The organism is Halopseudomonas salegens, assembly GCF_900105655.1.
GTDB classification, from domain to species: domain Bacteria; phylum Pseudomonadota; class Gammaproteobacteria; order Pseudomonadales; family Pseudomonadaceae; genus Halopseudomonas; species Halopseudomonas salegens.
The window spans coordinates 1,658,853-1,682,662 of record NZ_LT629787.1 but is presented as its reverse complement, the minus strand read 5'-3'; the positions used below and the strand labels follow the sequence as shown (position 1 = coordinate 1,682,662).

Below are 23,810 nucleotides of genomic sequence, written 5' to 3'. Positions count from 1 at the left end.
AAACGCAATTGATTATTATTTGTTTTTGATGAGAGTATTCTGTTGCAATTTATCAGGCTGCAGCAGCAGTACGGTTAATCCGGCTGCTGTAACCTGATAGTCAATAAATGCTCTCATCCGAGGAATCAGGTTTGCGTCGCTTATTGCCAGGTTGGTGGATTGTTCCCTTGCTCCTGCTCTGCAGCCCGATTGTCAGTGTATCCGCTGACAATCGTCCTGAAGTGCGTATCGAACGTGTCACCGAAACGGACATCATCGTTGAGGTGTTGCTGAATGGTACCGCCAATCCCATGCGATCTTCACGCTTGTCGACCTCGGTGGCCGGCTTGCTTGACCGGGTCTCGGTCGAGCCGGGCAATCATGTTGCCGCTGGTGACCTGCTGATAGGGTTGGATGACGAACAGGCGGAACTGGAACTGGAACAGGCTGACGCTGCACTGGATGCCGGCCGGGTCGATCTGGCTGAGGCGCGTCGTCGCTTGGCCGAGGCGCAGTCAGTCGGTGCCGGGCGCAATATTGCGGCGACTGAAGTCAGTGCCCGTGAGAGTGCGGTGGCGTCGGCGCAGGCCCAGCTGAAGCGCTTGCAAGCAGAGCGCAACCGCCATGAAGTAGCTCTGCGACGGCACAGTATCAAGGCACCCTTTGCCGGGGTAGTCAGTCAGCGCATGAGTGATCTGGGTGAATGGGTCGCACCCGGCGATGAGTTGTTGCGGCTGGTCGATACCCAGAATATACGCCTGGATTTTCAGGTGCCGCAGGTCCATTACGCGCGTATCAACGAGGGCTCGGTTCTGCAGTTGCACCATGCGGGCGAACGCATTGAAGCAACCATTGATACCCTGGTGCCGGTAACCGACTCCGGAGCCAGGACCTTTCTGTTGCGGGCAGTGGCACCGGAGGATGTGGATGTACTGCCCGGCATGGCGATGCAGGCCACGCTGCGAATGACGACGGGAGAGCAGGGCTTTACTGTGCCGCGGGATGCGATTAACCGTTACCCTGAGGGCCGGGTGACAGTCTGGTTGGCCGAGCCAACTGATCAGTCAGGTGTCTTTGTGGTCAGTGAAAAGCGTATCAGGCCGGGCACCGGTTTCGCCGGGCAGGTTGAGGTATTGTCAGGGCTGCAGGGTGGCGAACACGTGGTTACCCGTGGCAATGAGTCCCTCAGTGAAGGACTCGAAGTGCAATTGGCTACCGGTGAGGATAACTGATGTTCGCCGGCATTATTCGCCATGGGACCCTGGTTGCCGTTATTGCTCTGATTGTCGCCATTCTCGGGACGGCGGCCGCCATGCGTATCCCGGTTCAGATGATTCCGGATCTGGAGGTGCGAACAGTCAGCGTTGAAACCCGCTGGGCCGGGGCTACACCCCAGGACATCGAGAAAGAAATCCTGGTGGAGCAGGAACGCTACCTGCGCAATGTGCCCAATTTGAGCCGGATGGTTGCGACCGCCTCCAGCGGCGCAGCAGAGCTCGAGTTGGAGTTTCCGTTCGGCGTCGACATCAATGAAAGCCTGATTCAGATCAACAATGCCCTGAGCCAGGTGTCCGGATATCCGAACAATGTGGATGAGCCACGCATTGTGGCAGCCTCTTTCTCATCCAATGCCTTCATGTATTTTCGCGTGTTCACCCTTGAGGGGAATCCTCGGGAGCTGGATATCGAGCTGATGCGCGACTTTATTGAAGACCGTGTTCGGCCTCGGATGGAAAGCGTACCCGGCGTTTCGGAAGTGTCTGTCGGTGGCGGTGCTGATCGCCAGATACAGATTACCGTGGACGAAGCGGCACTGGCGCAGCGGGGTCTGGGGCTGACAGATTTGCGTGATGCAATCAGTGCGCGCAATCGGGATGTTTCCGCCGGCGAGATTGACGCCGGCAAGCGCAGGTACCTGCTGCGCACGGTCGGACGCTTTGCCGATATACAGGCACTTGAAGACCTGGTGATAGCCCGCCGTGGCGATAGCGTGATTCGCCTGGCTGATGTCGCCAGCGTGCGTCAGGACCATTCGCGGATACGCGACCTGTCGATCATCAATGGTCAGCGGGGCCTGGGCCTGCAGGTCAGGCGCGAAAGCGGCTCGAATGTAATCAATATCAAGCACGCGATGATGGACGAGGTCGCGGCAATCAACCGGGAGATTCTGGAACCCGCTGGCATGCAGCTCGGGCTGACGTCCGATGACGCTCGCTATGTTGAAGCATCGGTTGCCAATGTCTGGACCAATCTGGGTATCGGCGCCATCTTTGCCACTCTGGTGATGTTCCTGTTCTTGCGCTCCGCGCGCGCTACCTTTGCCGGTGTGGTGGGTATCCCCCTGTGTGCTATTGCAGCGTTTATCGGTTTGCTGTTGGCCGGGCGCACAGTGAACGTGATTTCCCTTGCCGGTATTGCTTTTGCCATCGGCATGACCGTGGACAACAGCATTGTGGTGCTGGAAAACATCGAACGACATCGGCGACTCGGGCTGGACCGCTTCGAGTCAGCGCTAAAAGGGGTGCGGGAAGTTTGGCCGGCTGTGCTGGCTTCCACCGCGACGACCATTCTGGTGTTCCTGCCGATTTTGTTTATTCAGCAGGAGGCGGGACAGCTGTATTCGGATGTCGCCATCGCCATTTCGGCGGCCATTCTGGCGTCCATGCTGGTTGCCGTTACCGTGATTCCGACCCTGTGTGCGCGGCTGGATTTTGGCCGACGCGAGGTCGTCACTGACCAATACGGTAATGTGACGGGCGGCGGCTGGTCCAGGCGCCTGATGTCCTGGGTACGCTGGCTGGCAACCGGCTCGCTGCGTCGCGCACTGGTTATTGCGTCGACTGTGCTGGGCAGCCTGCTGGTCATCCTGCTCTTGACCCCGCCAGCGGAGTACCTGCCCGAGGGTGAAGAACCGAAAACCTTTGCTGTCATGACTGCGCCCCCGGGTTACAACCTCACTGAAATGCAGGGAATTGCCCAGCAGGTAGAAGACTATTTCCTGCCGCACGTGAATGCGGATGGTGAGGCCTATGCCAGCGGTGAAACCCGCGTACCGCCTTTGGCCTATCTGAATATGGGCGTATCGCCAACCCGGGTCAGGATCATCGCGGAAACCCTGAACCCACGCCACATCGAGCCGCTGATGGATGAAATCACCCGGTTTTATCGGCAGTTCCCGGGCATGCGAGCCTTTGCGGCCAAAGGCTCGATCATCTCCAGTAATGATGGTGGCACCCGGAGTATCAATCTGGATATCTCCGGAGCCGATCTGGCTGAAGTCTACCAGGCAGCCAATGCGGCTTATCGCCGGGCGGGGGAGATTTTCGATAATCCCAGAATCCAGAGCCAGCCTTCTACCCTGACGCTTGCTCAGCCACTCATCCAGATCCGGCCAGACTGGGAGCGCGCAGCAGAGCTTGGGCTGAGCACCGGGGCGATCGGTTTCGCAGTGGCAGCGCTGACGGAAGGGGCCTATGTAGATGACTTCTTCCTTGATGACGAGAAAATCGATATCTATCTGTATGGCAGCCAGGGCCGCGATCCGCAACTGGACCAGTTGGCCGACACGCAGATTTATACTGCCAGCGGCCAGGCGTTGCCGTTGTCGAGCCTGGCGCAGATAGATGAAACGGTAGATACCAGCACGGTCAGGCGGGTCGATGGCCGGCGCACCGTGACTCTGAACATTATTCCGCCGCCGGATGTGCCGCTGGAGGCGGGGGTAGAGCGCGTCCGCACCGAGCTGCTGGACAACATGCGTGCCAGTGGAGAGCTACCCGCTGCGGTCAATGTCGATATTTCCGGGGCCAGCGACCAGCTCAACGCCACCCGTGACGCACTGAGTGGCAACTTTCTGATTGCCATCGCCATCGTGTATCTGTTGCTGGTAGCGATCTTTGCCCATTGGGGTTTCCCTTTGCTGATCATGACGGCCATTCCACTGGGGGTGGCGGGTGGCATCATTGGTCTGGCGCTGATGAATCTGGTTGGAGGATTATTGCCGATGTTCGGGTTGCAGCCATTGCGCCAGCCCTTCGACATGATCACCATGCTGGGCTTTCTGATTCTGATGGGGACCGTGGTGAATAACCCGATCCTGGTGGTGGATCAGGCGCGGCAGAACCTGCGTCACAAAGGCGTAAGCGTAGTGGATGCCGTGCTGGCTGGGGTGCAAACCCGTTTGCGACCGATTGCCATGACCACATTGACGACCCTGTGCGCACTCTCGCCTCTGGTTTTCCTTCCGGGGGAGGGGACCGAGCTCTATCGTGGTGTTGGCGCGATTGTGCTGTTCGGGCTGTTGGGCGCCGCCATCGTTACTCTGACTTTCCTGCCAGCCTTGACGATTGTTGCGTTGCACTGGCGGGAACGACGGCAATCGGCTGTTCCTCAAGACCAGCCATGACAAGCAGGCGCTAAACCCGGACAATGGAGCACTGACAGCGTTACCGCTGCAACTCATTCTGCTGGCCGGGTGCTCATGGAAATCAAGGTAAACTTTCTCGACAATCTCAGACTTGAAGCCAGGTTTGATGATTTCACTGTCGTTACTGATCAACCCATTCGTTACAAGGGCGACGGGTCTGCGCCCAGCCCTTTTGATTATTTCCTTGCTTCATCAGCGCTCTGTGCCGCCTATTTTGTCCGGGTGTATTGCCTTGCCAGGGATATCCCGACGGAAAATATTCGCCTGTCGCAGAACAATATTGTCGATCCGGAGAATCGCTATAACCAGATTTTCAAGATTCAGGTTGAGTTGCCGGAGGATATGTCGGCAAAACACCGCGAGGGTATTCTGCGCGCCATTGATCGCTGCACCGTAAAAAAGGTCGTACAGACCAACCCGGAATTTCAGATTGAAACCGTTGCCAATCTGGATGCGGATGCCCAGGCCTTGCTGCTGGGCAAACCGGATGAGGCCGGGGCGACCTGGATTGAAGGCAAGGATTTACCGCTGGAACAGACCATCGCCAATATGACCGGCATTCTGGCCGGGCTGGGAATGAAAATCGAGATCGCATCCTGGCGCAATATAGTGCCCCATGTATGGTCGCTGCATATTCGCGATGCTGCCTCGCCGATGTGCTTTACCAACGGCAAAGGCGCGACCAAGGAAAGCGCCCTGTGTTCGGCACTGGGTGAGTTCATAGAACGGCTGAGCTGCAACTTCTTTTACAACGATCAGTTTTTTGGCGAACAGATCGCCAACAGCGCTTTCGTACATTACCCCGACGAGAAGTGGTTCCAGCTTGGCCCGGATGATGCCTTGCCGGTGGAGATTCTTGATGAGTACACCCGCGCCATCTATGACCCGGAAGGGGAATTGTGTGGTTCCAACCTGATTGATACCAACTCCGGCAAGGTGGAGCGGGGCATAGTCTCGCTGCCCTTTGTGCGCCAGTCGGATGGCGAGGTGGTGTACTTTCCTTCCAATTTGATCGAGAACCTGTACCTGAGCAATGGCATGAGTGCGGGCAATACGTTGCCCGAGGCGCAGGTACAGTGCCTGTCGGAAATTTTTGAACGGGCAGTGAAGAAGCAGATTATTGAAGAAGAACTGGCATTGCCGGATGTGCCACAGGCGGTATTGGCCAGATACCCGGCGATTGTTCAGGGTATCGCGGCGTTGGAGGCTCAAGGGTTTCCGGTGTTGGTAAAAGATGCTTCGCTGGGCGGCCAGTTCCCGGTGATGTGCGTGGCGCTGATGAATCCGAAAACCGGCGGTGTGTTTGCCTCGTTCGGCGCGCATCCGAGTTTTGAAGTGGCTCTGGAGCGCAGCCTGACCGAACTCTTGCAGGGCCGCAGCTTTGAAGGCCTGAATGATTTTCCGCCGCCAACGTTCAACAGTATGGCGGTGACCGAACCGAACAATTTCGTTGAGCATTTTATTGACTCGTCCGGGCTGGTGTCCTGGCGCTTTTTCAGCAGCAAGGCGGATGTGGATTTTTGTGAATGGGATTTCTCAGGCTCCAATGCCGAAGAAGTCGCAGCCCTGTTCGGTATTCTTGATGAAATGGGCAAAGAGTCCTACATGGCGGTGTACGAGGACCTGGGCGCCCCGGTCTGTCGCATTCTGGTACCCGACTATTCCGAGGTTTATCCGGTAGAGGATCTGATCTGGGACAATACCAACAAGGCGTTGGACTACCGGGCAGATATTCTCAACCTGCACGCACTGGATGATGATCAGTTGGCCGATTTGCTGGACCGTCTCGAGGAGAGCCAGATCGATGAACATATGGATATCATTACCCTGATCGGCATCGAGTTTGACGAGAATACCTGCTGGGGGCAACTGACCATTCTGGAGCTGAAACTGCTGATCAATCTGGCCTTGCAGCAGCATGAAGAGGCCCTGGAGCGGGTGGAGATGTTCCAGCAGTTCAACGACAACACGCTGGAACGTGGACTTTTCTATCAGGCAGTCGGTGCGGTGCTTGAGATCGTGCTGGATGATGAGCTGGAGCTGGATGACTTCCTCTTCAACCTCGGGCGCATGTTTGGTGAAGCAACCATGGCAGCCGTGGTCGGCTCGGTTCAGGGCGAGATTCGCTTTCATGGTCTGACACCGACCAGTATGCAACTGGAAGGCCTCGAGAAGCATCAGCGCTTGATTGAGAGCTATCAGAAATTGCATGCGGCACGGGCAGCCCGCGCTGCCATGTAAGCCCGTCTTTTCATCAGAGAGTTATGTATGCCCCGAGCCAGACGCCTGGCTCGGGGCGTTTTTGTTGTGCAAAAGTTCAATGCAAGGTTGACCTGTCAGGCGTAATGTTACATTATCACATCCGCTTTGAAACCCAGTTACCAATAGGTCAATCCATTATGAAATTTTCCCCAACTCCCATCGCTGCAACCCTGGCCGCTTTGGCCTTCAGCACCTCCGTGCTGGCGCAGTCGGCCTCCCAGGAGCGTTCGGCGTTAAATGTCGATATCGATATTTCGCTGATTCTGGAAGGGGTGTATTACAACCAGATCGACGAGGGCAACGCGTCACCAGCTGGTTTCGGTGGTGGTCACGATGACCATGACCACGGTCATGGCGGTCACGATCATGGATTTGATGACGGCTTCAATATGGGCCATTCGGAACTGGCTCTCCAGGCACGTCTGGGCGACTTCATGGACGGTACCTTGCTGATCGGCTTTGATGACAGCGACTTCGACGTTGAAGAGGCCTACCTGACCACGCGTTCGTTGCCTGCTGGCTTGCAGGTGAAGGCTGGCAAGTTCCTGTCCGATATCGGTTACATCAACAGCAAGCACGGTCACGATTGGGACTTTGTTGATCGTCCTATGGTCAACGAATACCTGTTTGGCGAGCATGGTTTGCAAGACACGGGTGTTCAGGTCAACTGGCTGGCTCCCACTGCGAGCTACACCCGGCTGGGTGTGGAATTGTTGCAGGGTGATCAGGACAATACCGTCTCGCAGTTCAACGATGAATTGCCGGTCAGCGAAAGTAGCGGTCCACGCATGATGACCGCCTTTGCCAAATTCGGCCCGGATCTGGGTGCGCAGCATGCCGCCCAATACGGCCTCTCTGCCGGTTACGTAAACCAGTATGGCCGCCTGGATGACCACGGTCACCATGCCCATGGTCTGGAAGGTGATGCCTGGTTTGCCGGTCTGGATGCTGTGTACAAATACGATGCCGGCAAAAGTTACGGGCATGGCAACTGGAAGCTGGCCAGTGAATACGTCTATATGCGCCGTGACCTCACCGAGTACGTAGAGCATGCCCATGATGACCATAGTCACTGGGACAAGCGTGATAACCACAGCGAACGCCAGGACGGCCTGTACCTGGAAGCGGTGTATGGTATTGCGCCCCGTTGGGAGGTTGGTTTGCGCGCCGAAGCGCTGGGCTTGACCAACGATGTGGTCGGCTCCCACCCGACAGCAGTCAACAGCCTGAAGACATCCTATCGGCAGAGTGCACAGTTGACCTTCCGTCCAATCGAACCGGTCTTTCTGCGCGCCCAGCTGAGCCGTAATGATTTTGCTGCGGATGGTCATGATGATGACCACGAGCATGATCACAATCCGGGTCGGGGCCTGGAGTTCATGCTGCAACTCAATGTGGCGCTGGGCGCTCACGGTGCTCACTCTTTCTGACTGTTGTTGTAGACAGGGACGTCTGCGACCGTTCTTGCCTGACGCCGGTGCAGCCTGAACAGGGCACACCGGCTTTTTTACGGAGATTTGCATGCGACTTATCAACAGGTATTTGCAGTTGCCCTGCATGGTGCTGATTCTGGCGGGCAGCGCGTTGCTGGCCCAGTCAGCCAGCGCCGAGATGCGGGTGGTAGCGACGACGCCGAGCCTGGGCATGTTGGCCAATGCGATCGGGGGTGATCAGGTCAGCGTACGTGTTCTGGCACCGGCTGACCGGGATGTGCATTACCTGGATGCGCGGCCCAGCTATATGGCGACTATGCGGCGTGCCGATCTGCTGCTCTCAGTGGGGGCTGGTCTGGAAGAGGGTTGGTTGCCAGCCGCATTGAGCGGTTCCGCCAATCCCGGGATCAATCAAGGTCGTCCCGGGCATTTTCGTGCGGCAGATTTTTTGCGTCTGCGGGAGTCGATTACCCTGGATGGTCCGAATATGGGCCATGTGCATGCCGAGGGTAATCCGCACTTTACCCTCGACCCACGGCGTATGGCGACGTTGGCTGTCGCGTTGGCTGAACGTATGGGGCAGTTGCAGCCCACGCAGGCGACGTATTTTGCCGATCAGGCAACAAGGCTCGCTGCTCGCCTGCACAGCGAGGCGGACAATCTGGCCGCAAGCGTAACTGCCGGTCAGCGTTATGTGTCCTATCACGAAGACCTGGATTATCTGAGCGAATGGCTGCCGGTCGAGGTCGTGGGCTATCTGGAGCCGGTGCCGGGAATTCCGCCAACGGCGCGGCATTTGCGTGAGCTGACGGATAGCCTGGCGGGTACCGAGGGTCGGGTACTGTTTGCGGTGTTTCAACCGGAACGCGGTGGGCGCTATCTGCAGGAACAGCTGGGTTGGTCTGTGCATCCTTTGCCACTGGAGCCGGCAGAGCCGACACTGGACAGCTATCTGAGTCTGCTGGCGCAATGGACCCGTGTCTTTATCGATGACTGATTCGCGCACCCTGGTCCACTGCAAGGCCTTGACCCTGGGGTTTCAGCGGCCCTTGTTGGGACCGCTGAACTTGCGCGTGCAGGCCGGTGAACGCCATCTGCTTACCGGCCCCAATGGCAGTGGCAAATCCTTGTTGCTGCAGGCCCTGGTCGGGCGGGCGCAGGTGTTTGCGGGTGAATTGCATCTGGCGGACAGCGCACTGAGCTATCTGGCCCAGGAGCATCCACGCCCGACACCCTGGCCCCTCAGCGGGCGTGACTGGTTTTCGGCCATGCAGGCGCCTGTGCCGGATTCACCGCTGATACAGCCCTTGCTGAACAAGCGCCTGGACCGCTTGAGTGGCGGTCAGTGGCAATTGTTGCGTCTGGCTGCGGTAGTGCAGTCGGCGCTGAGCGCCAAACGGCCTGCGCTGGTTCTGCTCGATGAGCCGTCCAATCATCTGGATGCCGAGGTGCGTGCTACGGCGGTACAGCTGATTCACGCCATGCCGGCGACGTCTACGTTACTGCTGACCAGTCATGATCAGCAGTTTATGGCCGCCCTGGGTTTTACTGCTACCCCGATGGAGCAATTGCTTGAGTCTGCATGATTGGTTTTTGCTGCCTCTGGTCAATGGTCTGCTGACAACGATATTACTGACTCTGGCCGGAGTCGGGCTCTTGTTGCGTGGGTCGGTCTGGCAAGTGTTTGCCGTCAGCCAGTGGGCCGCAGTTGGCGGTGTGGCCGCCTCGGTGCTGGCCATTCCGGTATTGTGGCCGGCCTTGGTATTGGCTGCGCTGGCTTTGGCCATCCAGCGACGCTGGCATGATGCCGAGCGCTTGTCGTTGACTCTGTTTCTCGCCGGTCTGGCGGTTATTACCCTGTTGGCGGCAAATATCTCACAAGCCAGCCTGGCCGCAGCGCGTTGGGTCGATGGCCAGCTCTATTTCACCGGGGTTCGCGAGTTGGTCCGGGTTACTGCCCTGGTTGCACTGTCCGTCATCGTGTTGCCGATGTTGCGCCGGGTCTGGCTCTGGGCACAGCGGCAGCCGGATATCAGCGCCCAGCCTGGTCTTGCCTGGTATTGGCGGTCACTGGAACTCGGCTGGTTGGTGCTGGTGATTGTGGTCGGGGCACAGGCCCTGGGTGTACCGGGTGCCATGGCAACCTTGTTGCTGCCGGCCTGGGCTGCTGCACGCGTGGCAAAGAACCTGACGCACCTGCTGGTCTGGAGTCAGCTGCTGGCGTTTTTGGCCTTCGTCTGCGCCTGGGTGGTCAGCCTGTGGCTGGATCAACCCTTTGCACCTGTGCTTGTGCTGCTTCAACTGGGCTTGATGGGCGTACTGGTTGGCGGACAAAAGCTGCGCATGCGTTCTTGCTGATCCCTTGTGCGGCGCTCACCCATCCACATGGCATAGGGGATGGGGTATGCTGTGGCAGTCCTGAATGAGGAGTCAGCATGTCCAGTTACGATTTTGATCTTTTTGTCATTGGTGCCGGGTCAGGCGGTGTACGAACCAGCCGGATTGCGGCCAGTTATGGTGCCCGGGTTGCGGTGGCGGAAGATATGTACCTGGGTGGCACCTGCGTGAATGTTGGTTGTGTGCCGAAAAAACTGTTCGCCTATGCAGCGCATTTTGCCGAAGACCTGGCGGACGCAGCGGGCTATGGCTGGGACCTGGCGGCAGCCGGTTTTACCTGGCAGCGCCTGCGTGATAACAAGACGGCTGAAGTCCAGCGCCTGAATACCATTTACCGGGGCATGCTGACCGGGGCCGGGATAACCCTGATTGATGGTCGCGCCCGCTTTATTGATTCGCATACGGTCGCGGTAGGGGACAAGACTTACAGCGCGGAGCGCATTGTGATTGCCACCGGCGGCTGGCCGTTCATTCCCGAATTCCCGGGTCGCGAGCACGTCATCAGCTCCAACGAGGTGTTCTACCTGGAGGAGCTGCCCAGGCGCACAATGGTGGTCGGTGGTGGTTATATCGCGATTGAATTTGCCAGCATCTTTCACGGTCTGGGTTGCGAATCGACTCTGCTCTATCGCGGTGATTTGTTCCTGCGCGGGTTTGACCGTGAAGTACGCGAACATATGGCTGAGATGCTGCACAAGAAAGGCACTGAGCTGCGCTTCAACAGTGATGTGGCCCGTATTGATCAATCGGCAGACGGCAGCTATCGAGTGACCCTGCAGGATGGCGAAGTCATTGAGACCGATCTAGTGCTTTATGCCACCGGCCGGCGGCCCAAGCTGGATGGTCTGGGGCTGGAAAACACCAATGTTCAGCTGGATGACAAGGGGTTTGTGGCGGTCGATCCTGAGTACCAGACCAGTGATCCGGCGATTTTTGCCATTGGTGATGTGACCGATACCCTGCAACTGACCCCGGTGGCCCTGGCCGAGGGTATGGCACTGGCAAGGCGCTTGTTCGGGCCAGAGGATTATGTGCCGGTTGATTACGCGAATATTCCCACCGCGGTCTTCTGTATTCCGAATATCGCCACGCTGGGCTTGAGTGAAGAGGAGGCCCGCGAGCAGGGCTATGCACTCAAGGTGTTTGTCAGCCGTTTCCGCCCGATGCGCAATATTCTGGCCGGGCGGGATGAGCAGAGTCTGATGAAGTTGTTGGTCGACAAGGCCACCGACAAGGTTCTGGGTATTCATCTGGTTGGTCCGGAAGCTGGCGAGATGCTGCAAGGGCTGGCTGTGGCGATGAAAGCCGGTGCTACCAAGGCCCAGTTCGATGCGACCCTGGGTATTCATCCCACTGCGGCGGAAGAGTTTGTCACCATGCGTACACCCGTTCGAGTCGATTGACATGACCTGGTTGTATGCGCTTGATTTGTTTGGCGTCGCCGTATTTGCCATCACCGGTGCTTTGATGGCTGGGCGCAAGTCGATGGACTTGTTCGGGGTGATGGTCATCGCCATCATTACCGCGCTGGGCGGCGGTACCCTGCGTGATGTGATCCTGAACAATTATCCGGTGCTGTGGATTGGTAATGAAGTCTACATATTGGTTGCGGTAATGGCGGCGCTGGGTACTGTGCTCTGGGTGCGCCTGACTCACCCGATCCATGAAACCGGTTTGCTGGTAGCCGATGCGCTTGGCCTGGCGGTCTTTACCGTGATTGGTACCCAGGTGGCCATGCAGCTGGACGTACCCTGGAGCGCAGCAGTGATCATGGGCGTGATGACCGGTGTTGCCGGCGGCGTAATGCGTGACATCATCTGCAACGAGATACCGCTGATTTTCCACAAGGAAATCTATGCCACCGCCTGCATTGCCGGGTCACTTGTCTATATCCTGCTGCATCCGTTCAACTGGCCGTTCAATCTGGATGTCAAACTGGCGATTGCGGTCGTACTGATCATTCGGCTGGCGGCAATCCGCTGGCATCTGGGGTTGCCGCGTTTTCATTTGCTCGATCGGGAGCCCCCTGAGCAATAAACAGGCATTATTAATGCTGGTGGTCGTTGCCGTGCTCGTTCGGCCGACGATCATTATGGCTACCCCTGCTCGGTACTACTTGAACGCTAACCTCAATTTCACCGGCTTCAGCAAAAATCAGTGTCAGGGGCAGTTCGCTGCCGGCTGACAGTTCTTGTTGGAGACTGAACAGCATGACGTGATAACCACCGGGCTTGAATTCGACGGTCTCACCTGCGGCAATGATCACTTCAGACATTTCGCGCATTTTCATCAGGCCGTCTTCATGAACATGCTCGTGCAGCTCGGTTTTACCGGCAGCCGGCGTGCTGGCACTGAGAAGGGTGTCTGTCTTGTCGCCGTCATTCCGGATCGTCAGGTAGACCGCACCGGTCTGAGCGACAGCGGGCATTGCGCGCGACCAGGGATTGTCGATAGACAGATCACCATGCTTGTATTCGTTGGCCAGCAACGGCTGGGCGAGCAGAGCAGCAGTAGCCAGGGCGGCTGTAAGCAAATGGCGCATGAAAATCCCCTTGTTAATGATTGCCCGCAGTGTAGCCTTATTCCAGACGCACGCGATAGACCTCGGCCAGTGAGATTACGCCCTGCCGGGCCAGGTTCAGTGCGCCTTGAGTCAGTGGTCGCATGCCGTCGCTGATTGCTTGCTCTTCGATATCCTGTGCGGCGGCGTCCGGCTGGATCAGTCGGCGCAGATTCGGTGTGACTTCGAGTAGTTCATAAACGGCAATACGGCCCGCATAACCACGATCATTGCAGTGCTCACAGCCTGCACCTGTCTTGAAGGTCTCCCGGCTATCCAGCCCCAGCGCCTGCAATACATGATCGGGGACTTTTTCCGTGGTCAGGCAGTGAGTGCAGTTGCGTCGAGCCAAGCGCTGAGCCAGAACGCCGATCAGGGTAGCGTTGACCAGATAGGGCGCTATGCCGATTTCCAGCAGCCGGGTGATTGTGCTGGACGCACTGTTGGTATGCAGGGTGCTGAGGACCAGATGTCCGGTCAGCGCGCTTTCACTGGCCATCATGGCGGTTTCATGGTCGCGAATCTCGCCGACCATGATCACATCCGGGTCATGTCGCAGAATATGGCGCAGGGCGCGGGCAAAGGTGTAGCCGATGCCGGAACGTACCTGAATCTGGCGAATGCCCTCGATCTGGTATTCGACCGGATCTTCCACCGTGATGATGTTGACCCCGGTGTTGCGAATATCATTGATGGCTGCGTACAGGGTAGTGCTTTTGCCCGAACCCGTTGGGCCGGTGACCAGCAAAATGCCCTGGTTAAGGCTGACCAGCCGGCGAAAGCGCGCGGCATCCTGTTCGGAAAAGCCCAGATCCTCGAGCTTTTTCATGCTCTGGTTGGTATCCAGAATGCGCATGACCACGCTTTCACCATGCACCGTGGGCATGATCGACAGACGCAGGTCGATCACCCGGTCGTGCATGCGCACCATGTAGCGTCCGTCCTGTGGCAGGCGGCGTTCGGCGATATTCATGCCACCGACAATCTTGATGCGGCTGACGATGGCGGGCAGGGCGGCGCGACGGATCTTGCGAATATCCAGCAGCACACCATCAACCCGGAACTGGATGCTGGCTTCTTTCTCGTCAGGGCGGATATGAATGTCCGAGGCGCGCCGGCTGATGGCATCTTCCAGCAGGTTATCAACAAAACGCACGGTCGGTTTGTCTTCCGCCAACTGCTTCATCTGTTGCAATGAAAGCACCGGTTCCCGGGTCTCATCCTCCGGCAAGACATCCGCTGCCACCGTGCCGTAGTGCATGTTGATCGCATGCTCGATCGCCTGCGTATCGGCCAAAACCGCTTCCACGGGTTTGCCGGTTATAAAGCCGAGCAAATGCAGCAATTCGTGCTGGGTAGGGTCCGGACAGGCAACAATCAGCCGTTCGGCATGCACCATCAAGGGGATTACCTGATATTGACGGGCGATTTCTTCGGGCAACAGGGCAAGCAGGCCGTCATCCAGGTCAAATTCGGCCAGATCGACCACCGGTACTTTCAGTTGCTCGGCGATTACGCTGCTCAGTTGTTCCTGGTTGATGGCGTTGATATTCAACAGCATTTCACCCAGGCGCAACTTGACGGGCTGCTTGCGTTGCAGGTTGAGTGCGGCCTTCAATTGATCGGGCGTGATCAGTCCGCGTTCGAGCAGAATCTGTCCGAGCAGTTTTTCCGGCAATTCGGCGCGGTAATTGTTCAGGCGGAGATTGAGCGCCTCTCGGCTTTTTATCGTCATTGCTTTCACCGGGTCTGGATTACTCCCTTGAGTATGTCGAGGTCTGTTGAAAGGCACAAGATGTCTGTTGCAGGCTGGATTTTCGTGGCTCGGGTTTTTTCGCTTTTATTCAGTTACTTAAGCTTGACAAGGGGCGACGGCCTGCGTAAAGTTCGCCTCCATTGCAGGCACGTAGCTCAGTTGGTTAGAGCACCACCTTGACATGGTGGGGGTCGTTGGTTCGAATCCAATCGTGCCTACCAGTTTCGAACCCGGTCCCCTGCGGCCGGGTTTTTTGTTTTCAGCGCCGTCACTACGGGCTGTGACCGACTTTCGAGTCTCTGGCTCTGGTACTGCCAGTCAGGTCACTGTTTTCCCGGCGTAACGGCATATCCATCACGTGGCCTTGCGTAGGGGTCACCACTGAAAGGAGAGGCCTACTATGCCTGTCATTACTCTACCGGACGGCAGCCAGCGTTCCTTTGATCATGCCGTGACTGTGGCCGATGTGGCGCAATCCATCGGTGCCGGTCTGGCCAAGGCAACCCTTGCCGGTCGTGTTGACGGCCGCCTGGTTGATGCCTGTGACCTGATCGAGCAGGACGCAACGCTGCAGATCATTACCCCCAAGGATGCCGACGGGCTGGATATTATCCGCCACAGTTGCGCGCACCTGATCGGGCATGCGGTCAAACAGCTGTATCCGAGCGCCAAGATGGTGATTGGTCCGGTGATCGAGGATGGCTTCTATTACGACATCTCCTACGAGCGTCCCTTTACGCCGGAAGACATGGCGGCGATCGAAAGCCGCATGCGTGAGCTGATCGCCACCGAGTACGACGTGGTCAAGAAGATGACCCCGCGCGCCGAGGTGATCGAGGCATTCAAGGCCCGCAATGAAGATTACAAACTGCGCCTGGTCGAGGATATGCCCGACGAAACGCAGATGGGTCTGTATTACCATGAAGACTATCTCGACATGTGCCGCGGCCCGCACGTGCCGAATACGCGCTTTCTCAAGGCATTCAAGCTGACGCGGATTTCCGGTGCCTACTGGCGCGGTGACGCACGCAACGAACAGTTGCAGCGAATTTACGGCACGGCCTGGGCCGACAAGAAGCAGTTGGCTGCTTATATTACCCGCCTCGAAGAAGCGGAAAAACGCGATCACCGCAAGATCGGCAAACGCCTCGGCCTGTTCCATACCCAGGAAGAAGCACCGGGCATGGTGTTCTGGCACCCGGCGGGTTGGACCGTATATCAGGTGCTGGAACAGTACATGCGCGACTTGCAGCGCAAATCCGGTTACCAGGAAATCAAGACGCCACAGGTGGTCGACAAGGTGCTCTGGGAGCGCTCCGGCCATTGGCAGCATTACTCGGCGAATATGTTTACCACCGAGTCGGAAAGCCGTGATTACGCGGTCAAGCCAATGAATTGCCCGTGCCACGTACAGGTATTCAATCAGGGGCTGAAAAGCTACCGTGATCTGCCGTTGCGTCTGGCCGAGTTCGGTTCCTGTCACCGCAATGAGCCTTCCGGCTCGCTGCATGGTCTGATGCGCGTGCGCGGCTTTACTCAGGATGATGCGCACATTTTCTGTACCGACGAGCAGATCAAGCAGGAGGCGGCTGACTTTATCCAACTGACCCTGCAGGTCTATCGTGACTTCGGCTTTGATGATGTCGAGTTGAAGCTGTCGACCCGTCCGGATGACCGCATGGGTGATGACGCCGACTGGGATCTGGCCGAAAAGGCACTGGAAGAAGCGCTGAATGAAGCCGGCCTGGAGTGGGATTTGCAGCCGGGTGAGGGCGCCTTCTACGGACCGAAGATCGAATTTTCCCTGCGTGATTGCCTGGGGCGTGTCTGGCAGTGTGGTACTTTACAGCTGGATTTCCTTTTGCCGGGCCGTTTGGGCGCGCAATATGTCGCCGAAGATGGCAGCCGCAAGCATCCGGTGATGCTGCATCGGGCAATTCTGGGATCATTCGAGCGCTTTATCGGTATTCTGATCGAGCACTATGCCGGTGATTTTCCGGCCTGGTTGGCCCCGCATCAGGCTGCCGTATTGAATATTACCGACAATCAGGCGGAATTTTGCCGAGAAGTCGAGAAAACATTGAATGAAATGGGCTATCGTGCACAAGCGGACTTGAGAAACGAGAAGATCGGTTTTAAAATCCGTGAGCACACTTTACACAAGACTCCCTATCTGTTGGTCGTAGGTGACCGGGAAGTCGAATCGCACACTGTGGCCGTGCGCACACGGGAGGGCAAAGATCTGGGTTCCATGACGGTTACCGAGTTCGCAGAGTTCCTCGCCGCTGCTGTCGCACAACGAGGCCGCCCGAATTCGGAGCAATAACGATTAAACGCGAGATGAGACAAGACAAAAGAGCCGCACAACGCCCGCCGATCAACGAAAACATCACGGCGACCGAAGTTCGCCTGATTGGCGCTGACGGTGAGCAAATCGGTATCGTGTCCATTCAGGAAGCCATGACCGCCGCAGAGGAGGTCAAGCTGGACCTGGTTGAAATCTCCCCTGATGCTGAGCCGCCTGTTTGCCGGATCATGGATTACGGCAAGCACCTGTTCGAGAAAAAGAAGCAGCAGGCTGCCGCGCGCAAGAATCAGAAACAGATTCAGATCAAAGAAGTAAAGTTTCGTCCAGGGACGGAAGAGGGAGACTACAAGGTTAAACTACGTAACCTTATCCGGTTTCTCTCTGATGGGGACAAGGCCAAGGTATCCTTGCGATTCCGAGGCCGCGAAATGGCGCATCAGGAGCTGGGCATGGAGCTGTTGAAACGGGTCGAAGCTGACCTGCTGGAATACGGCACTGTGGAACAGCACCCGAAGATGGAAGGTCGGCAGCTGATGATGATCCTCGCACCCAAGAAGAAAAAGTAATCTCCAGGGCAACGCCAGGCCTTGCGATTACCTTATTCACTCTTACGTGGAGTTACATGAACATGGCAAAGATGAAGACGAAAAGTGGCGCTGCGAAGCGCTTCAAGAAAACCGGGAACGGTCTCAAGCACAAGCACGCTTTCAAGAGCCACATCCTGACCAAGATGAGCACCAAGCGTAAGCGTCAACTGCGTGGTACTTCGCAGCTGGCTGCTTCTGATGTGCAAAAAGTTGAGCGCATGTTGCGCCTCCGTTAAGTCAAGGTTAGAGGATATAAAGAATGGCTCGTGTCAAGCGTGGTGTTACGGCGCGTAAGCGTCACAAGAAAGTTCTGAAACTCGCCAAAGGCTATTACGGTGCGCGTTCGCGCGTTTTCCGCGTAGCCAAGCAGGCAGTCATCAAGGCAGGTCAGTACGCCTATCGTGACCGCAAGCAGCGCAAGCGTCAGTTCCGTGCCCTGTGGATTGCCCGTATCAATGCCGGTGCCCGTCAGAATGGTCTGTCTTACAGCCGTCTGATTGCCGGTCTGAAAAAGGCCAACGTTGAAATCGACCGCAAGGTTCTGGCCGATCTGGCTGTGAACGAAAAAGCGGCGTTTACCGCGATTGTCGAAAAAGCAAAGGCTAGCCTGGCTTAAGCCCTCGTTACGACAATCCCTGCCCCGCAAGGGGTAGATGGCAACGTCAATGATAGGGGAAGAGCCTAACCGCTCTTCCCCTATTTTTGTTTCTGGAGTCTGACAATGGAAAATCTTGACGCCCTGGTCGCCCAGGCGCTGGAGGCGGTACAGCACGCTGCTGACGTCCCTGCGCTGGAGCAGATCCGCGTGCAGTATCTAGGCAAGAAGGGCGAACTGACTCAGGTGATGAAGACCCTGGGCAATATTCCGGCCGAAGAGCGCCCGAAGGTTGGCGCCATGGTCAATGCCGCCAAAGAACAAGTGTCCAGCGAGCTGAATGCGCGCAAGGCCGATATGGAAGCCGCTGCGCTGAATGCCAGACTGGCCGCCGAGCGGGTGGACGTGACCCTGCCGGGACGTGGTCAGGTGAGTGGTGGTCTGCACCCGGTCACCCGCACCATGGAGCGGATCGAACAGATTTTTGCCCACGTCGGTTATACCGTCGAGGAAGGTCCTGAAGTCGAGGACGATTATCACAATTTTGAAGCGCTCAACATTCCCGGCCACCACCCGGCGCGGGCAATGCACGATACCTTCTACTTCAATGCCAACACCTTGCTGCGCACGCATACCTCGCCGGTCCAGGTGCGCACCATGGAACGCTCGCAGCCGCCGATCCGGATCATTTGTCCGGGCCGTGTCTATCGCTGCGACTCGGATCAGACCCATTCGCCGATGTTCCATCAGGTTGAAGGCTTGCTGATCGATGAGGGTGTCAGCTTTGCGGATCTGAAAGGGACTATCGAGCAGTTTCTGCGTGAATTCTTCGAGGCTGATCTGGAAGTGCGCTTCCGGCCCTCGTTCTTTCCGTTTACTGAACCCTCGGCAGAGGTGGATATCCGCCGTACCGTGGTCAAGAACGGTGAAGAGAAGGCCGACTGGCTGGAAGTGTTGGGCTGCGGCATGGTGCATCCGGATGTATTGCGCATGTCTGGCATCGATCCGGAAAAATATCAGGGTTTTGCCTTCGGCATGGGCGTCGAGCGCCTGACCATGCTGCGCTACGGCGTGGGTGATCTGCGTATCTTCTTTGATAACGATCTGCGTTTTCTCGAGCAGTTTCGCTGAGCGTCGCATCCGCCATTCCTTTGAGAGCAGGAACCAATAATGAAATTCAGTGAACAGTGGCTGCGGACCTGGGTAAATCCGCAGGTGACAGGCGATGAGCTGGTTGCCCGCTTGTCCATGACCGGGCTGGAAGTTGATGGCGTAGAGCCCGCTGCCGGCGCCTTCAGTGGCGTAATTGTCGGTGAGATCGTCAGTACCGAACAGCACCCGGATGCCGACAAGCTGCGCGTTTGCCAGGTCAGCAACGGCAGCGAGCAGTTCCAGGTGGTCTGCGGTGCCCCCAATGCACGCCCCGGCATCAAGGTACCCTTTGCCACCGTGGGCGCCGTATTGGGTGAAGACTTCAAGATCAAAAAGGCCAAGCTGCGCGGCGTGGAATCTTTCGGCATGCTCTGTGCCGCCTCGGAACTGCAACTGTCTGACGACAGCGACGGTCTGTTCGAGTTGGCTGCCGACGCACCCACTGGCACATGCCTGCGCGAATACCTCGGCCTCGACGATACCATTATCGATGTCGACCTGACGCCCAACCGGGGTGACTGCCTGTCGATCGCAGGTTTGGCCCGTGAAGTTGCTGCCAATTATGCAGAGAACGTCTGTCGCCCGACGATTGATCCGGTACCGGCGGTCAACGAAGAGACCCGTCCGGTCGAGTTGCTGGCCCCGCAGGCTTGCCCGCGCTATGTCGGCCGGATTGTGCGCAATGTTGACCTGTCGCGGCCAACGCCGTTGTGGATGGTTGAACGCCTGCGCCGCAGTGATATTCGCAGCATCGACCCGGTGGTGGATATCACCAACTACGTCATGCTGGAACTCGGTCAGCCGATGCATGCCTTTGACCTCAAGCAGATCCAGGGTGGCATTCGTGTGCGTATGGCCGAGGAGGGCGAAAAGCTGACTCTGCTTGATGGCCAGGAGCTCACGCTGCACAGTGACAATCTGGTGATTGCCGACCATGAACGCGCCCTGGCCATGGCCGGCGTTATGGGTGGCGAGCACAGCGGTGTTGCCAGCGATACCACCGACCTGTTCCTGGAAAGTGCTTTTTTCGACACCATTGCGATTGCCGGCAAGGCGCGCGCTTATGGCTTGCACACGGATTCTTCGCACCGTTTCGAGCGTGGTGTGGATTGGCAATTGCAGCGCGAAGCCATGGAGCGGGCAACCGCACTGATTCTCGAGACCGTTGGTGGTGAGCCGGGTCCGGTGATCGAACAGGTAGCCAACGAACACCTGCCGCAAGTGGCGCACATTACCCTGCGTGACGCGCGCATCCAGCAGATGCTCGGCATGGCGATCCCGGCGTCCGACGTGGAAAGCTATCTGCATCATCTGGGGCTTGGCGTGGCCAAGGCTATCGATGGTGAGTGGCAGGTTGAGGTGCCCAGTCACCGCTTTGATATCAGCCTGGAAATCGATCTGATCGAAGAGCTGGCCCGGCTGTACGGTTACAACCGCTTGCCGGTCAGTGCGCCGACGGCGGCTCTGAATCTGCAAGCACAGCCTGAAGCCCGTGGTGAATTGCCGGTATTGCGCCGCCTGCTGGTTGCCCGCGGTTACCAGGAAGCCATCACCTACAGCTTTATCGAGCCGGAGTTGAGCAAGCAGTTTGATCCTGAGCATGAGCCTTTGGCGCTGGCCAACCCGATTTCCGCCGACATGGCGGTGATGCGGACCAGCCTGTTGCCCGGCCTGAGCAAGGCACTGCTGCACAATCAGAACCGTCAACAGGCCCGTGTTCGTCTGTTTGAAAGTGGGCTGCGCTTTGTACCCCAGGCCGCTGGTGATTTGCTGCAGGAACCAATGCTGGCAGGCATAGCCTGTGGTGCTCGCTTGCCGGAAGGCTGGGCCAACAGTGGCGACAAACTGGATTTCTTTGATCTCAAGGGCGACGTCGAAGCAATACTGGGGCAGGGTGGTGCGCTGACCAGCTACCGTTTTGAACCCGCAGAGCATCCAGCACTGCATCCCGGCCAGAGCGCGCGTGTTATGCGTGGCGATACCCTGGTTGGCTGGCTGGGGGCGCTGCATCCACAGCTGGTTACGGCGCTGGACCTGCACGGCCCGGTGTTTGCGTTCGAGCTGAGTTTGAACGTGATCAAGCAGGGTCGCTTGCCTGCGTTTGCCGAATTGTCGCGTTTCCCCGAGGTGCGGCGGGACATTGCATTGGTTGTTGATCAGACAGTATTGGCCGAGGATTTGTTGGTCAATATTCGCCAACAGGCGGGAGAACACCTGAAAAATCTCAGGTTGTTTGACGTTTATGCAGGCAAAGGTATTGATCCGCATAGAAAAAGTCTGGCAATTGGCTTGACCTTGCAGCATTCCTCGCGCACTCTTACTGATGAAGAGGTGAATGCTGTCATGGACAAGGTACTCACGTCCCTGGAGCAAGGGTTCAATGCCACGCTAAGGAAATAAGGATATGGGGGCTCTGACAAAAGCAGAAATGGCCGAACGCCTGTACGAAGAGCTCGGCTTCAACAAGCGCGAAGCCAAAGAGCTCGTTGAACTGTTTTTTGAAGAGATTCGCAATGCACTTGAGCATAACGAGCAGGTCAAACTGTCCGGTTTCGGCAATTTTGACCTGCGCGACAAGCGCCAGCGTCCCGGTCGCAATCCCAAGACTGGTGAAGAAATCCCCATTACGGCCAGACGGGTTGTGACCTTCCGGCCCGGACAAAAACTCAAGGCACGAGTAGAAGCATATGCTGGAACCCAGCCATAACCACGAATTGCCGGCCATTCCGGGAAAACGCTATTTCACCATTGGTGAAGTCAGTGAGCTCTGTGCGGTCAAGCCGCACGTGCTGCGTTACTGGGAGCAAGAGTTTCCTCAATTATCGCCAGTGAAACGGCGTGGTAACCGTCGCTATTATCAGCGTCAGGATGTTCTGATGATTCGTCAGATCCGCTCATTGCTGTACGATCAGGGGTTTACCATCGGCGGTGCGCGCCAGCGGCTGTCCGGTGAAGAGGCCAAGGAAGATGTCACTCATTACAAGCAACTGATCCGGCAGACCATTGCGGAACTGGAAGAAGTACTGAATGTATTGAAAACCAACTGAGTGCGATGGTGGTAACGAATAAAAAAGCTGGCGGATGCCAGCTTTTTTACGTTCGGGATCAGCGTAATGTGCCGTACTGACCCGACCAGCTGCCAGAGCGTGAGTTTCCACGATTATGCCGGTTATGGCCTGATGGCCGCTGCTGTCTTGGAGAGCGTTGCCCGGCCCGATGGTCGTGCGGCGGACGATGGAATCGGTCACGGCCCTGATGCGGATGTTTCGGCGCATGGCGGTGCGGTCTTTCGTAAGACCGTCCAGGATGGCGGGAGTAGCCTGGACGCTGATGTTGCCATGCAGGTCGCTGATGCGGCGGCGAATAACGATTGATACGGGGTGGGCGGTTGATAATGGTCTGGTAAACCGGTCGTGGTGAGGTGATGTAAACCCGGGTGCGAGGACTGCGATGGCTGCGATAATCGGGCCGTGCGTAGCTGCTGCCCGAATAGACAGTGGTCGAAGAATATACCCTCGGGGTGCTGTAGGCGCTGTCGTTGATATAGTAATCACCCGCGCAACCGCTGAGCACTACGGCACCCAATCCCAACAAGACCCGTTGTAATGGTGTTTTCATCTGTAATCTCGCTCTGTGAGCTGGCGTCGATGCAGAGGCAATCGGCTGATACTGCTCAGTCTGGCGCAAAAGCTCACCGGTCGGGGCTTTGTAAAGCGATCTTTACCAAGATTTACCTGTGCTGAACCTGTGCTGAACGTCCATGAGTGGTATTGGCCATTGCTCAGGACAGTTGCTCTGAAAGGCAAAAAAAACTTTCGCATTTCATGGACTTAATGTATGATCTCGCTCACTTCAAGGCCAAGGCCCAGAAGTATCGTCGGGGCGTAGCGCAGCCTGGTAGCGCACTTGCATGGGGTGCAAGGGGTCGAGTGTTCGAATCACTCCGTCCCGACCAAACAACGTCAAAGAAATCCAGTCACCTAGCGTGGTCTGGATTTTTTTGTGCCTGAGTGAAAACCCTCGCTGTAAAAAATACCCCTACCGTGATTTTTACTCATCCCGTCTTTAGGTCGAAGCTATTGGGCCTGCAAACAGTAAGCTCAGCTACATTCGATTCAGCTATGTGACCCGGCTACTGACAATATGGCTGTTTCGGTCATTAATGACCTGAACACCTTGCAGCAATTAGCACCAGAGGATAGTGAACCCGTTTTTATGCTGGCTGTTGTGAGCGTGCTGGGGCAGAAAGAAGCCCAAAAACTGGATCAGTCTTTGCTTCCGGAGCTACTGCTGCAGGTGGATGATCTGGCGTTGAGGCAGGGGGCTAAAAACCAGATGCTTGATGCTTGATGCTT

21 protein-coding genes and 2 tRNA genes are annotated in these 23,810 nt (G+C 57.0%); 21 read left to right on the top strand and 2 right to left on the bottom strand.

Going from position 1 to position 23,810, the window contains the following annotated elements; genetic code table 11:
* The first annotated feature begins 131 nt into the window (after nucleotides 1-131).
* From BLU07_RS07525 to BLU07_RS07485, 9 genes are all read left to right on the top strand, one after another.
* Entirely contained in the window at nucleotides 132-1,211 is a 1,080-nt protein-coding gene (locus tag BLU07_RS07525) for an efflux RND transporter periplasmic adaptor subunit (RefSeq protein ID WP_197675085.1), read from the top strand.
* Entirely contained in the window at nucleotides 1,211-4,384 is a 3,174-nt protein-coding gene (locus BLU07_RS07520; RefSeq protein ID WP_092385667.1) for an efflux RND transporter permease subunit, read from the top strand. The genes BLU07_RS07525 and BLU07_RS07520 overlap by 1 nt, the downstream gene beginning before the upstream one ends.
* Before the next feature lie 75 nt (nucleotides 4,385-4,459).
* Nucleotides 4,460-6,646: an OsmC domain/YcaO domain-containing protein gene (locus tag BLU07_RS07515; RefSeq protein WP_092385665.1), complete on the top strand. Its 2,187-nt coding sequence runs from the start codon at nucleotides 4,460-4,462 to the stop codon at nucleotides 6,644-6,646.
* A gap of 158 nt (nucleotides 6,647-6,804) precedes the next feature.
* On the top strand, nucleotides 6,805-8,097 hold the full coding sequence (locus BLU07_RS07510) for a zinc-regulated TonB-dependent outer membrane receptor (RefSeq protein WP_092389669.1): 1,293 nt from the start codon (nucleotides 6,805-6,807) through the stop codon (nucleotides 8,095-8,097).
* A gap of 91 nt (nucleotides 8,098-8,188) precedes the next feature.
* Nucleotides 8,189-9,097 carry a metal ABC transporter substrate-binding protein gene (locus BLU07_RS07505; RefSeq protein ID WP_092385663.1) on the top strand — a complete coding sequence of 303 codons (909 nt, stop codon included), beginning with the start codon at nucleotides 8,189-8,191 and terminating at the stop codon, nucleotides 9,095-9,097.
* Nucleotides 9,090-9,686, top strand: coding sequence for an ATP-binding cassette domain-containing protein (locus tag BLU07_RS07500; protein ID WP_092385661.1), 597 nt, complete (start codon nucleotides 9,090-9,092; stop codon nucleotides 9,684-9,686). Before BLU07_RS07505 ends, BLU07_RS07500 begins: the two co-directional genes overlap by 8 nt.
* A complete protein-coding gene (locus tag BLU07_RS07495) occupies nucleotides 9,673-10,458 on the top strand; it encodes a metal ABC transporter permease (protein WP_197675084.1) in 786 nt (261 codons plus the stop codon). The genes BLU07_RS07500 and BLU07_RS07495 overlap by 14 nt, the downstream gene beginning before the upstream one ends.
* 77 nt (nucleotides 10,459-10,535) lie before the next feature.
* Nucleotides 10,536-11,900: a glutathione-disulfide reductase gene (gene gorA, locus BLU07_RS07490; RefSeq protein ID WP_092385659.1), complete on the top strand. Its 1,365-nt coding sequence runs from the start codon at nucleotides 10,536-10,538 to the stop codon at nucleotides 11,898-11,900.
* Between the two features lies 1 nt (nucleotide 11,901).
* On the top strand, nucleotides 11,902-12,534 hold the full coding sequence (locus BLU07_RS07485; RefSeq protein ID WP_092385657.1) for a trimeric intracellular cation channel family protein: 633 nt from the start codon (nucleotides 11,902-11,904) through the stop codon (nucleotides 12,532-12,534).
* 10 nt (nucleotides 12,535-12,544) lie between these two features.
* On the opposite strand, the gene BLU07_RS07480 is transcribed toward BLU07_RS07485, so the two are convergent.
* Both BLU07_RS07480 and BLU07_RS07475 read right to left on the bottom strand, forming a co-directional pair.
* The gene (locus BLU07_RS07480; RefSeq protein WP_092385655.1) at nucleotides 12,545-13,039 is read right to left on the bottom strand and encodes a copper chaperone PCu(A)C; all 495 of its coding nucleotides are present in this window, start codon (nucleotides 13,037-13,039) and stop codon (nucleotides 12,545-12,547) included.
* Between the two features lie 37 nt (nucleotides 13,040-13,076).
* Complete coding sequence (locus tag BLU07_RS07475) at nucleotides 13,077-14,792, bottom strand: GspE/PulE family protein (RefSeq protein WP_092385653.1); 1,716 nt, start codon at nucleotides 14,790-14,792, stop codon at nucleotides 13,077-13,079.
* 165 nt (nucleotides 14,793-14,957) lie between these two features.
* On the opposite strand from BLU07_RS07475, the gene BLU07_RS07470 reads away from it, so the two are divergent.
* From BLU07_RS07470 to BLU07_RS07415, 12 genes are all read left to right on the top strand, one after another.
* Nucleotides 14,958-15,034 (top strand) — tRNA-Val (locus BLU07_RS07470).
* A 179-nt stretch (nucleotides 15,035-15,213) separates the two neighbouring features.
* Nucleotides 15,214-17,139 carry a threonine--tRNA ligase gene (gene thrS, locus BLU07_RS07465; protein ID WP_092385651.1) on the top strand — a complete coding sequence of 642 codons (1,926 nt, stop codon included), beginning with the start codon at nucleotides 15,214-15,216 and terminating at the stop codon, nucleotides 17,137-17,139.
* Nucleotides 17,136-17,687 carry a translation initiation factor IF-3 gene (gene infC, locus BLU07_RS07460; RefSeq protein WP_172830135.1) on the top strand — a complete coding sequence of 184 codons (552 nt, stop codon included), beginning with the start codon at nucleotides 17,136-17,138 and terminating at the stop codon, nucleotides 17,685-17,687. The genes thrS and infC overlap by 4 nt, the downstream gene beginning before the upstream one ends.
* A 62-nt stretch (nucleotides 17,688-17,749) precedes the next feature.
* Nucleotides 17,750-17,944 (top strand): 50S ribosomal protein L35, encoded by a 195-nt coding sequence (gene rpmI / locus BLU07_RS07455; protein WP_092389665.1) that lies wholly within the window; start codon nucleotides 17,750-17,752, stop codon nucleotides 17,942-17,944.
* Between the two features lie 23 nt (nucleotides 17,945-17,967).
* On the top strand, nucleotides 17,968-18,324 hold the full coding sequence (rplT, locus tag BLU07_RS07450) for a 50S ribosomal protein L20 (protein WP_092385647.1): 357 nt from the start codon (nucleotides 17,968-17,970) through the stop codon (nucleotides 18,322-18,324).
* A 105-nt stretch (nucleotides 18,325-18,429) separates the two neighbouring features.
* Entirely contained in the window at nucleotides 18,430-19,434 is a 1,005-nt protein-coding gene (pheS, locus tag BLU07_RS07445; RefSeq protein ID WP_092385645.1) for a phenylalanine--tRNA ligase subunit alpha, read from the top strand.
* Nucleotides 19,435-19,473: 39 nt separating this feature from the next.
* The gene (gene pheT, locus BLU07_RS07440) at nucleotides 19,474-21,855 is read left to right on the top strand and encodes a phenylalanine--tRNA ligase subunit beta (RefSeq protein WP_092385643.1); all 2,382 of its coding nucleotides are present in this window, start codon (nucleotides 19,474-19,476) and stop codon (nucleotides 21,853-21,855) included.
* 4 nt (nucleotides 21,856-21,859) lie between these two features.
* Complete coding sequence (gene ihfA, locus BLU07_RS07435) at nucleotides 21,860-22,162, top strand: integration host factor subunit alpha (RefSeq protein WP_080050765.1); 303 nt, start codon at nucleotides 21,860-21,862, stop codon at nucleotides 22,160-22,162.
* Complete coding sequence (locus BLU07_RS07430) at nucleotides 22,143-22,502, top strand: MerR family transcriptional regulator (RefSeq protein WP_092385641.1); 360 nt, start codon at nucleotides 22,143-22,145, stop codon at nucleotides 22,500-22,502. Before ihfA ends, BLU07_RS07430 begins: the two co-directional genes overlap by 20 nt.
* 66 nt (nucleotides 22,503-22,568) lie before the next feature.
* Nucleotides 22,569-22,829, top strand: a complete 261-nt coding sequence (locus BLU07_RS07425; protein ID WP_092385639.1) for a hypothetical protein — start codon at nucleotides 22,569-22,571, stop codon at nucleotides 22,827-22,829.
* Between the two features lie 504 nt (nucleotides 22,830-23,333).
* Nucleotides 23,334-23,410: transfer RNA gene (locus BLU07_RS07420), tRNA-Pro, on the top strand.
* A 188-nt stretch (nucleotides 23,411-23,598) separates the two neighbouring features.
* Complete coding sequence (locus tag BLU07_RS07415) at nucleotides 23,599-23,805, top strand: hypothetical protein (RefSeq protein WP_092385637.1); 207 nt, start codon at nucleotides 23,599-23,601, stop codon at nucleotides 23,803-23,805.
* Nucleotides 23,806-23,810 lie beyond the last annotated feature (5 nt).

What these genes read in the sequence shown, in the direction of transcription:
- BLU07_RS07505 (WP_092385663.1), top strand. Translation starts at nt 8,189, where the DNA reads ATGCGACTTATCAACAGGTATTTGCAGTTGCCCTGCATGGTGCTGATT.
- BLU07_RS07510 (WP_092389669.1), top strand. Translation starts at nt 6,805, where the DNA reads ATGAAATTTTCCCCAACTCCCATCGCTGCAACCCTGGCCGCTTTGGCC.
- ihfA (WP_080050765.1), top strand. Translation starts at nt 21,860, where the DNA reads ATGGGGGCTCTGACAAAAGCAGAAATGGCCGAACGCCTGTACGAAGAG.
- BLU07_RS07475 (WP_092385653.1), bottom strand. Translation starts at nt 14,792, where the DNA reads ATGACGATAAAAAGCCGAGAGGCGCTCAATCTCCGCCTGAACAATTAC.
- BLU07_RS07430 (WP_092385641.1), top strand. Translation starts at nt 22,143, where the DNA reads ATGCTGGAACCCAGCCATAACCACGAATTGCCGGCCATTCCGGGAAAA.
- pheS (WP_092385645.1), top strand. Translation starts at nt 18,430, where the DNA reads ATGGAAAATCTTGACGCCCTGGTCGCCCAGGCGCTGGAGGCGGTACAG.
- BLU07_RS07415 (WP_092385637.1), top strand. Translation starts at nt 23,599, where the DNA reads ATGGCTGTTTCGGTCATTAATGACCTGAACACCTTGCAGCAATTAGCA.
- rplT (WP_092385647.1), top strand. Translation starts at nt 17,968, where the DNA reads ATGGCTCGTGTCAAGCGTGGTGTTACGGCGCGTAAGCGTCACAAGAAA.
- BLU07_RS07485 (WP_092385657.1), top strand. Translation starts at nt 11,902, where the DNA reads ATGACCTGGTTGTATGCGCTTGATTTGTTTGGCGTCGCCGTATTTGCC.
- BLU07_RS07515 (WP_092385665.1), top strand. Translation starts at nt 4,460, where the DNA reads ATGGAAATCAAGGTAAACTTTCTCGACAATCTCAGACTTGAAGCCAGG.
- thrS (WP_092385651.1), top strand. Translation starts at nt 15,214, where the DNA reads ATGCCTGTCATTACTCTACCGGACGGCAGCCAGCGTTCCTTTGATCAT.
- BLU07_RS07425 (WP_092385639.1), top strand. Translation starts at nt 22,569, where the DNA reads ATGTGCCGTACTGACCCGACCAGCTGCCAGAGCGTGAGTTTCCACGAT.
- pheT (WP_092385643.1), top strand. Translation starts at nt 19,474, where the DNA reads ATGAAATTCAGTGAACAGTGGCTGCGGACCTGGGTAAATCCGCAGGTG.
- gorA (WP_092385659.1), top strand. Translation starts at nt 10,536, where the DNA reads ATGTCCAGTTACGATTTTGATCTTTTTGTCATTGGTGCCGGGTCAGGC.
- BLU07_RS07480 (WP_092385655.1), bottom strand. Translation starts at nt 13,039, where the DNA reads ATGCGCCATTTGCTTACAGCCGCCCTGGCTACTGCTGCTCTGCTCGCC.
- BLU07_RS07500 (WP_092385661.1), top strand. Translation starts at nt 9,090, where the DNA reads ATGACTGATTCGCGCACCCTGGTCCACTGCAAGGCCTTGACCCTGGGG.
- rpmI (WP_092389665.1), top strand. Translation starts at nt 17,750, where the DNA reads ATGGCAAAGATGAAGACGAAAAGTGGCGCTGCGAAGCGCTTCAAGAAA.
- BLU07_RS07520 (WP_092385667.1), top strand. Translation starts at nt 1,211, where the DNA reads ATGTTCGCCGGCATTATTCGCCATGGGACCCTGGTTGCCGTTATTGCT.